The organism is Streptomyces sp. NPDC054883 (assembly GCF_053610645.1).
The window spans coordinates 1-10,252 of sequence record NZ_JBSGYT010000093.1 but is presented as its reverse complement, the minus strand read 5'-3'; the positions used below and the strand labels follow the sequence as shown (position 1 = coordinate 10,252).

Genomic DNA, 10,252 nt, shown 5'->3' with positions numbered 1-10,252 from the left:
GCCGGACCCTCTTCGCCCGGGTCCGGCCTCAGGCCCCGGCGAGGCGCCGTCTGATCAGGCCGATCACCTCGGCGGCATGCTCGTTCAGGTAGAAGTGCCCGCCGGTGAACCAGTGGAAGGACACGGGGCCCCGCGTGTGGTCGCTCCAGCCTTCGGCCTCCATGGCGGTCACCTCCGGGTCGGCGTCCCCGTTCAGGACCACCACCGGGCAGCTCAGCGGCGGACCGGGCCGGTAGCGGTAGGTCTCCGCGGCCTTGTAGTCGCCGCGGATCGCCGGCAGGACGGCCCGCAGCAGTTCCTCGTCGGCGAGCACCGCCGCGTCCGTACCGCTCATCCCCTTGATGGTGGCCAGCAGCCGCTCGTCCGGCGCGAGGTGGATGCGCTCGTCCTCCCGGTGCCGGGACGGCGCCCGGCGGCCCGAAGCGAACAGGGCCGCCGGCGCGTGGCCGGCCTCCTCCAGCCGCAGTGCCACCTCGAAGCCGAGGGTCGCGCCCAGGCTGTGCCCGAACAGTGCCACCGGCCGGTCGCACCACGGCAGCAGCTGCGCCGCCACCAGGTCGGCCAGCTGCCGTACGTCGTCCAGGCACGGCTCGTGGCGGCGGTCCTGGCGGCCCGGGTACTGCACGGCCACCACGTCGGCCTGCGGGGACAGCGCCCGGGACACCGGGAAGTAGTAGCTGGCCGAGCCGCCCGCGTGCGGCAGGCAGACCAGCCGTACGGGGGCGTCCTGGGCGGGGTGGAAGCGGCGCAGCCAGGCGCCGGCGGTCGTGGTTGCGGTCATGTCGTTCGACGTCCTGTTTCGTGAGGTGTCGTGCGGTGGACAGGGGCCCGGTTCACCGGGCGGTCCAGGTGCCGGGCGGGCGCCAGCCGCGGGCCGGGCCCCAGGCGGCCGCCCGGGGGCCGGGCGCGGCGTCCGCGCCGGCGTTCTCCCGCTGCCGGGCGGCGGCGAGCAGTACCAGGAAGAGCGCGGCCAGTTCGGTGCTGTCCGGGGCCCCGCGCTCGATCCTCATCAGTGGTCCGGCCCGCTCGGTCATCGGCGGTGCTCCTCGCTCTCGCGTGCGGCGCTCAGAACGGCGGGTTGCCGTGCTTGCGTTCGGGCAGCGGCACGTGCTTGGCGCGCAGCGCGTCCAGGGCGTCCACCAGCACCTGCCGGGTCGTGGCCGGGTCGATGACGTCGTCGACGAGGCCGCGCTCCGCCGCGTAGTAGGGGTGCATCAGCTCCTGGCGGTACTGCTTGACGCGCTGGGCGCGCGCCGTCTCCGGGTCGTCCGCGGCGGCGATCTCCCGGCGGAAGACGACGTTCGCGGCGCCCTCCGCACCCATCACGGCGATCTCGTTGGTGGGCCACGCGAACGACAGGTCGGCGCCGATCGAGCGCGAGTCCATGACGATGTACGCGCCGCCGTACGCCTTGCGCAGGATCACCTGCACCCGCGGCACCGTCGCCGCGCAGTACGCGTACAGCAGCTTCGCGCCGTGCCGGATGACACCGTTGTGCTCCTGGTCGCTGCCCGGCAGGAACCCGGGCACGTCCACGAGGGTCACCAGCGGGATGCTGAAGGCGTCACAGGTCTGCACGAACCGCGCGGCCTTCTCCGACGCGTGGATGTCCAGCACCCCGGCGAGGGAGGCCGGCTGGTTGGCGACGATGCCGACCACGTGGCCGTCCAGCCGCGCCATCCCGCAGATGATGTTGGTCGCCCAGTTGGCGTGGACCTCGAACAGGTCCCCGTCGTCGACGATCTCCTCGATCACGGCCCGCATGTCGTACGAGCGGTTCGGATCGGCGGGCACCAGGCCGGCCAGCGCATCGTTGCGCCGGTCGGCCGGGTCGCCGGACACCACCGAGGGCGGCAGCTCGCGGTTGTTGGACGGCAGGAGCGACAACAGGTGACGCACCTCCTCCAGGCACTCCTGCTCGGTGTCGTACAGGAACGCGCTGGCCCCGGACACCGACGAGTGCACCTGCGCGCCGCCGAGGTCGTTGTGGCTGATCTTCTCGCCCGTCACCGCCTGCACCACGTCGGGACCGGTGATGTACATCTGCGCGATGTCACGGACCATGAACACGTAGTCCGTCAGGGCGGGGGAGTACGTCGCTCCGCCCGCGCACGGCCCGAGCATCACGCTGATCTGCGGGATCACCCCGGAAGCCGCCACGTTGCGGCGGAAGATGCCGCCGTACCCGGCGAGCGCGGTCACGCCCTCCTGGATCCGGGCCCCCGCGCCGTCGCTCAGCGAGACCAGCGGGGCGCCGGCCGCGACGGCGAGGTCCATCACCTTGTGGATCTTCTGTGCGTGGGCCTCGCCGAGGGAACCGCCGAAGATCCGGAAGTCGTGCGCGTACACGAACACCCGGCGGCCGTCGACCTTGCCCCAGCCGGTCACCACCCCGTCGGTGTGCGGCCGGCGGTCCTCCAGCCCGAACCCGGCGGCCCGGTGGCGGCGCAGCTGCTCGATCTCCCGGAACGTGCCCGGATCGAACAGCAGGTCCAGCCGCTCGCGCACCGTCAGCTTGCCGCGGGCGTGCTGCGCCTGCGACGCGCCCGGCGACGGGCCCAGCGCGGCCGACTCCTTGATCGCTCCCAGTTCGGCCACGCGGACGTTCACATCGGCAACTGTCATGCTCCACCCGTCTCTTCGCCTCGGAGGCCCGCGGAAGGCGGCGCCCTGGGCAGTGCGTGCCATTGAAGGCGCCGGGGGAGCGCGCCGAGAACACCGACCACCCCCCTGACCGCGCCCGTACCGGTCCGCACCCCCGCCCAGCAGGCACGTCGTCCGCGCGGGCCGGGGATCGTGCGGCGCCGGGCGCCGTCCCGGGCGGCGCCCGGCAGGGTCAACACCTGGGGGGATAGGGGTGTCGCGCCCGTTCGCGACCGACCTAGCGTGCGATCACCCCGTGGCCGGAACCGCGCCCGGGGCAATCGATTCCGAGCTGGGAGCGTGCAGATGTCCGCGGGCTTCGATCCTGTCGCTGATGAACCGTCCGGCGCGGACGTCCGCCCGGGGGCCGAGCCGGCCGGCCGGCTGGCCGGACTCCCGCAGAGCGAGCAGAGCAGGCTGCTGCTCGACCTCGTGTGCGCGCAGACCGCCGAGATCCTGCGCAAGGCCAGGCCCGACACCGAGCCCGTGGTCGGCACCGGGACCTCCTTCAAGGAGATCGGCCTGGACTCCATCGGCATGGTCGACCTGCACGCCCGGATCAACGCGGCGACCGGCCTCGCCCTGCCCGTGACCGCCGCGTTCGACCACCCGAGCCCCGAACTGCTGGCCGCGTACGTGCGCACGGAACTCCTCGGCGGTCCCGCCGGGGCACCGGCGCCGCACGCCGCGGATGCCGAGAGCGCCCCGCGCTACGACGGCGAGCCCATCGCGGTCGTCGGCATCAGCGGCCGCTTCCCCGGCGGCGTGCGCTCCGCCGAGGAGCTGTGGGACCTCGTCTCCCGGGGCGGCAGCGCCGTCGGGCCCTTCCCCGACAACCGCGGCTGGGACCTCGACGCCCTCTTCGACGACGACCCCGCCACCCCCGGCACCTGCTACACCCGCACCGGCGGCTTCCTCCACGACGCCCCCGACTTCGACGCCGAGTTCTTCGGGATCGGCCCGCGCGAGGCGCTCGCCATGGACCCGCAGCAGCGCCTGCTGCTGGAGACGGCCTGGGAGGCGCTGGAGCGCACGGGGCTCGACCCGACCTCACTGCGCGGCACCCGCACCGGCGTCTTCATCGGCGCCGGCCCCTCCGAGTACGGGCCCCGCGTGCAGGACGCCCCCGAGTCCCTGACCGGCTACCTCGTCACCGGCGGCGCCCTCAGCGTCACCTCCGGCCGGGTCGCCTACGCGCTCGGCCTGGAGGGCCCGGCGCTGACCGTCGACACCGCCTGCTCCGGTTCGCTGGTCTCCCTGCACCTGGCCGTGCAGTCGCTGCGCCGCGGCGAGTGCTCGCTGGCCCTGGCCGGCGGCGTCACCGTACTGAGCACCCCGGGCCTGTTCACCGAGTTCAGCCGGCAGCGCGGGCTGGCCCCCGACGGGCAGATCAAGGCCTTCGCGGCGGGCGCCGACGGGACCTCCTTCGCCGAGGGCGTCGGCCTGCTCGTCGTGGAGCGCCTCGCCGACGCCCGGCGCAACGGCCACCAGGTCCTCGCCGTCATCCGGGGTACGGCCGTCAACCAGGACGGCGCCAGCAACGGGCTGACCGCCCCGAGCGGCACGGCCCAGCAGCGCGTCATCCTCCAGGCCCTCGCCGACGCCGGCCTGTCCGCCGCCGAGGTCGACGCCGTGGAGGCGCACGGCACCGGCACGACGCTCGGCGACCCCATCGAGGCCCGGGCCCTGATCGAGACCTACGGCCGGGAGCGGCCCGAGGACCGGCCGCTGTGGCTGGGCTCGGTGAAGTCCAACCTGGGCCACACGCAGGCCGCGGCCGGAGTGGCCGGCCTGATGAAGATGATCATGGCGATGCGGCACGGCGTCCTGCCGAAGACGCTGAACGTCGACGAGCCCACCGGCAACGTCGACTGGTCCGCCGGCACCGTCCGCCTGCTCACCGAACCGGTGCCGTGGCCCGGGGACCGCGACAGACCGCGCCGGGCCGGTGTCTCCGGCTTCGGCATCAGCGGGACGAACGCCCACGTGATCGTGGAGGAAGCGCCGCGCCCGGCGGAGCCGGCCGAAGCAGCCGCCCGGACCGCCGGCGGAACCACCACCGCCGACGCGGCCCCAGGGTGCGCCCTCGTACCCGTCAGCGCCCGCTCCGACGACGGACTGCGCGCCCAGGCCGAGCGCCTGGCCGCCTTCCTCGCCGACCGGCCCGACCTCACCCCCGGCGACCTCGGCCACGCCCTCGGCACCGGCCGCGCCGCCCTCGAACACCGGGCCGCCGTCGTCGCCGGCGACCGCGCCGAACTTCTCGACGCGCTGCACGCCCTCGCCGCCGGGCAGCCCACCGCCGCCACCCGCACCGGCACCCTGCCCGCCGGGCGCCTCGCCTTCCTCTTCACCGGCCAGGGCAGCCAGCGCCTCGCCATGGGCCGGCAGCTGTACGACACCCACCCGGTGTTCGCGGACGCCCTCGCCGACGCCATCGGCTGGCTCGACCTCCAGCTCGACACCTCCCTGTGGGACGTCCTGTTCGCCGCGCCCGGCTCCGCCGCCGCCGCACTGCTGGACGAGACCCGCTACGCGCAGAGCGCCCTGTTCGCCGTCGAGGTCGCCCTGTTCCGGCTCGTCGAGTCCTGGGGCGTGCGCCCCGACTTCGTCGCCGGCCACTCGGTCGGCGAGATCGCCGCCGCGCACGTCGCGGGCGTCCTCAACCTGGAGGACGCCGCCACCCTCGTCGCCGCCCGCGGCCGGCTGATGCAGGAACTGCCCGCGGGCGGCGCCATGATCGCCGTCCAGGCCACCGAGGCGGAACTGCTGCCCCTGCTCGGCGAACACCCCGGGGTGGCCGTCGCCGCCGTCAACGGCCCCGACGCCCTGGTGATCTCCGGCGAGGCGGACCCGGCGCTGGCCCTCGCCGCCCGCTTCGCCGCCCAGGGCCGCAAGACCAAGCGGCTGCGGGTGAGCCACGCCTTCCACTCCCCGCTCATGGCGCCGATGCTCGCGGAGTTCCGGCGCATCGCGGGCATCCTGGCGTACTCCCCGCTCGCCGTCCCGCTCGTCTCCACCGTCACCGGCCGCCCGGCCACCACCGAAGAGCTCTGCTCGCCCGACTACTGGACCGGCCACGTCCGCGAAGCCGTCCGGTTCGCCGACGCCGTGGCCTGGCTGTCCGCCGAAGGCGGCGTACGCACCTTCCTGGAGCTGGGCCCCGACGGCGTCCTCAGCGCCCTGGGCCGCGACTGCCTGCCCGAGGAGCGGGAGGCCGACACCGTCTTCGCGCCGCTGCTGCGCGCCGGGAAGGACGAGGCCCGCGAGGTGCTCGGCGCCGCCGCGCTCGCCCACGCGCGCGGCGCCCGGCTGGACTGGCAGGCCCTGCACGCGGGCCGCCCGACCCGCCGCGTCGACGACCTGCCCACCTACGCCTTCCGCCCCAAGCGGTACTGGCTGGCCTCCGGCACGGCCGGCGGGGACCCGTCCGGACTCGGCCAGCTCGCCGCCCGGCACCCGCTGCTCGGCTCCGTGGTCGACCTCGCGGGCGCCGGCACCACCGTGCTCACCGGCCGCCTGTCGCTGCGCACGCACCCGTGGATCGCGGACCACACCATCGCCGGCACCACGCTGCTGCCCGGCACCGCCTTCGTGGAACTCGCCCTGCGGGCCGGGGCGGAGACCGGCTGCGCGCTGGTCGAGGAGCTGACCCTGCACGCGCCGCTGGTCCTGCCCCGGGCCGGCGGCGTCGCCCTGCAAGTGCTGATCGCCGCTCCCGACGCGGCGGGCCGCCGGGCCATCGAATGCCACTCGCGCACCGACGGCGCCGACGCGGCCGAGGACGGCTGGATCCGCCACGCCACCGGCGTCCTGGCCCCCGCCACCGCCACGCCCGCAACCGCGGACCTCGGCGGAGCGTGGCCCCCGGCGGGCGCCGAACCGCTGGACGTCTCCCACCTGTACGGCGACATGGCGGCCGAGGGCTACGGCTACGGGCCCTCCTTCCACGGCGTCCGCGCCGCCTGGCTGCTCGACGGCGAGGTGTTCGCCGACGTCGAACTCCCGCAGCCCGCCCGCGCCGAGGCGGCCGCCTTCGGCCTGCACCCGGCCCTGCTGGACGCGGCGCTGCACCCCGCCGACCACGCCCTGTCCGCCCTGGGAAACCGCCCCGAAGGCACCTGGATCCCGTTCTCCTGGAACGGGGTCACCCTCCACGCCGCCGGTGCTGCCGCCGTCCGGGTCCGGATCACCGCGCGCGGCCGCGAGGAACTCGCGGTGAGTGTCGCCGGCCCCGACGGCGCCCCCGTCGCCCGGGTCGAATCCCTGCTGCTGCGCGCCGTCACGGCGGACCAGCTCGCTGGCGACCGCCCCGACCCGCTGCTGCGCGTGCAGTGGAACCCGCTCGACCTGCCCTCCGTACCCCCGGCCGGGTTCGCCGACCTCGCCGAGGGCACCCCCGCGCCCTTCGTCGTCCACCGCACCCTGTCGACCCCGGCGGGGGACCTGCCCGCCGCCGTGCGCGCCGTCACCGCCGACGCACTGGCCGCCGTACAGGACTGGCTGGCCGACGAGCGGTACGCCGACTCCCGCCTCGTGGTCGTCACCCGCGGCGGCGCCGCCGTACCCGGCACCGACGTCGACCTCGCGCAGGCACCCGTCTGGGGACTCGTACGCTCCGCCGAGGCGGAGAACCCCGGCCGCTTCGTCCTCGTCGACACCGACGCGGCGGGCGAGGAGCACCTCGGACGGACCCTGGCGGCCCTCGGCGAGGAAACCGAACTCGCCCTGCGCGGCGACCGCACGTACGTCCCGCGACTGGCCGCCGTCCCGGACCCCGCCGAGGACCGGCCGTCCCCCTGGGACGGCGCAGGCACCGTACTGATCACCGGCGGCACCGGGGGCGTCGGCGCCGCACTCGCCCGCCACCTCGTCCGCAGCCGCGGCGTACGCAACCTGCTGCTCACCAGCCGGCGCGGCCCGGGCGCCCCCGGCGCCCGGGAACTCATCGCCGAACTGGCCGCCATGGGCGCCGCCGCCGAGGTCAGCGCCACCGACGTCGCCGACCGGGACGCCCTCGCCGCGCTGCTCGCCGGCATCCCCGAACAGCACCCGCTCACCGCCGTCGTACACGCGGCCGGAGTCATCGACGACGGTCTCGTCGGCTCCCTCACGCCCGCCCGCCTCGACACCGTGCTGCGCCCCAAGGTGGACGCGGCCTGGAACCTGCACGAGCTCACCGCGGACCTGGACCTCGCCGCGTTCGTCCTGTTCTCCTCCGCCTCCACCGTCCTCGACGGCGCGGGCCAGGCCAACTACGCCGCCGCGAACCTCTTCCTCGACGCCCTCGCCGCCCGCCGCGCCGCCGCGGGCCAGGTCGTCACCTCCCTCGCCTGGGGCCTGTGGGCCGGCGACGCGGGCATGGGCGCCACCCTCGACGCGGCGGCCCTCACCCGCATCGAGCGCCTCGGCCTGGACTCCCTGTCCTTCGAGGAGAACCTCGCCCAGCTCGACAAGGCGCTCGCCGGACCCGAGCCGGCCGTGGTCCCCGTACGGGTCAACCACCGCGCCGTGCGCGGGCGCGGCGACGGCATACCGAACCTGCTGCGCGCCCTGGTACGCACTACCGTGCGCCGCCCCGCCGCCGCGGCCGGCGGCGCCGCCGCCGGACCGGCGACCGGACCCGCGCCCCTGGCCGCCCAGCTCGCCGGACTCGGCGCCACCGACCGCCTCGCCACCGTCCTGCGCCTGGTCCGCACCGAAGCCGCGGCCGTCCTGGGCTACCAGAGCGCCGAGGAGGTCACCGCCACCCGGGCCTTCACCGAGACCGGCTTCGACTCCCTGGCCGCAGTCGAACTGCGCAACCGCCTCTCCACCGCGACCGGGCTGCGGCTCAGCGCCACCCTGACCTTCGACTACCCGACGGCCACCGCCCTCGCCGAACACCTCGTCACCAGACTGCTCGGCGCCGCCGCCCCCGCCGCCGTCCCGGCGCCCGACACCCGGCGGGAGGCCGGCTCCGCCGACCCGGTCGTCATCGTCGGCATGGCCTGCCGCTACCCGGGCGGCGTCACCTCGCCCGAGGAGCTGTGGCAACTCGTCGCCGAAGGATCCGACGCCATCGGCCCCTTCCCCACCGACCGGGGCTGGGCGGCCGACCTCTACGACCCGGAGATCGGCAAGCCCGGCAAGACGTACTCCACCGACGGCGGATTCCTCTACGACGCCGCCCGGTTCGACCCCGCCTTCTTCGGCATCAGCCCCCGCGAGGCCCAGGCCATGGACCCGCAGCAGCGGCTCCTCCTCGAAGTCGCCTGGGAGACCTTCGAACGCGCCGGAATCGACCCCCGCTCCGTCAAGGGCAGCAGCACCGGTGTCTTCGCCGGCGTGATGTACCACGACTGGGGCCTGCGGCTGGGCCCGCTGCCCGAGGACGTGGCCGGCTACCACGGCAACGGCAGCCTCGCCAGCGTCGTCTCCGGCCGGGTCGCCTACGTCCTGGGCCTGGAGGGTCCCGCGGTCAGCGTCGACACGGCGTGCTCGTCGTCCCTGGTGGCCCTGCACATGGCCGCGCGCTCCCTGCGCACCGGCGAGTGCTCGCTGGCCCTGGCCGGCGGTGTCACCATCATGTCCACCCCCGACACCTTCCTCGACATGAGCCGCCAGCGGGGCCTCGCCTCCGACGGCCGGTGCAAGTCGTTCGGGGCGGGTGCGGACGGTACGGGCTGGGGCGAGGGTGCGGGCGTGCTGCTGCTGGAGCGGCTGTCGGACGCCCGGCGCAACGGGCACCGGGTGCTGGCGGTGGTGAAGGGCTCGGCGCTCAACCAGGACGGGGCGAGCAACGGGCTGACCGCCCCGAACGGCCCGGCGCAGCAGCGGGTGATCCGCCAGGCGCTGGCCGATGCGGGACTCACGGCGGCCGAGGTCGACGTGGTCGAGGCGCACGGCACGGGGACCCGGCTGGGCGACCCGATCGAGGCGCAGGCGCTGCTGGCGACGTACGGCCAGGAGCGGCCCGAGGGCCGGCCGCTGTGGCTGGGCTCCGTCAAGTCCAACATGGGGCACACCCAGGCCGCGGCCGGTGTCGCGGGCATCATCAAGATGGTCATGGCGATGGACCACGGAGTCCTGCCGCGCACCCTCTACGCCGAGACGCCCTCCGACCAGGTCGACTGGTCGGCCGGAGACGTCGCCCTGCTCACCGAGGCCCGCGAGTGGGCCGCACCCGGCGGAGTACGGAGGGCCGGCGTGTCCTCCTTCGGGATCAGCGGCACCAACGCCCACGTCATCATCGAGCAGGCACCACGGGAAGCGGCCAGCGCCGCCGAACCCCTGCCGTCCCTGGCCGCCCTGCCCTGGGTGGTCTCCGGAGCCACCCCCGAGGCCCTGCGCGCCCAGGCCGACCGGCTGCGCGAGCGCCTCGCCGACCTCCCCGACGCGGAACTCGCCCCGGCCGCCGCGACGCTGGCCACCGGCCGGGCGGCGCTGGAACACCGGGCCGTCGCCCTCGGCGCCGACCGCGCCGAACTCGCCCGCTCGCTGGAACTCCTCACGGGAACCGGAGCCGCCCAGGACGGCAAGACGGCGTTCCTGTTCACGGGGCAGGGTGCGCAGCGCCTCGGGATGGGGCGTGGGCTGTACGAGGCGTTCCCGGTGTTCGCGGCGGCGT

At 75.4% G+C, this 10,252-nt stretch carries 4 protein-coding genes; 1 reads left to right on the top strand and 3 read right to left on the bottom strand.

The features are described 5' to 3' along the window. Positions 1 to 28 precede the first annotated feature (28 nt). From ACWGH1_RS34845 to ACWGH1_RS34835, 3 genes are read right to left on the bottom strand one after another with little or no spacing between them, the layout of a single operon-like run. Positions 29 to 781, bottom strand: a complete 753-nt coding sequence (locus ACWGH1_RS34845; RefSeq protein ID WP_453409346.1) for a thioesterase II family protein — start codon at positions 779 to 781, stop codon at positions 29 to 31. A gap of 52 nt (positions 782 to 833) precedes the next feature. Next, on the bottom strand, positions 834 to 1,034 hold the full coding sequence (locus ACWGH1_RS34840; RefSeq protein WP_453409345.1) for an acyl-CoA carboxylase epsilon subunit: 201 nt from the start codon (positions 1,032 to 1,034) through the stop codon (positions 834 to 836). 31 nt (positions 1,035 to 1,065) lie between these two features. Next, complete coding sequence (locus ACWGH1_RS34835) at positions 1,066 to 2,625, bottom strand: acyl-CoA carboxylase subunit beta (RefSeq protein WP_453357605.1); 1,560 nt, start codon at positions 2,623 to 2,625, stop codon at positions 1,066 to 1,068. Positions 2,626 to 2,949: 324 nt separating this feature from the next. On the opposite strand from ACWGH1_RS34835, the gene ACWGH1_RS34830 reads away from it, so the two are divergent. After that, positions 2,950 to 10,252 (top strand): SDR family NAD(P)-dependent oxidoreductase (locus ACWGH1_RS34830; protein WP_453409344.1); only part of this gene is annotated, 7,303 nt, incomplete at its 3' end.

Coding starts and splice junctions, on each gene's coding strand:
- ACWGH1_RS34845 (WP_453409346.1), bottom strand. CDS start 781: ATGACCGCAACCACGACCGCCGGCGCCTGGCTGCGCCGCTTCCACCCC.
- ACWGH1_RS34840 (WP_453409345.1), bottom strand. CDS start 1,034: ATGACCGAGCGGGCCGGACCACTGATGAGGATCGAGCGCGGGGCCCCG.
- ACWGH1_RS34835 (WP_453357605.1), bottom strand. CDS start 2,625: ATGACAGTTGCCGATGTGAACGTCCGCGTGGCCGAACTGGGAGCGATC.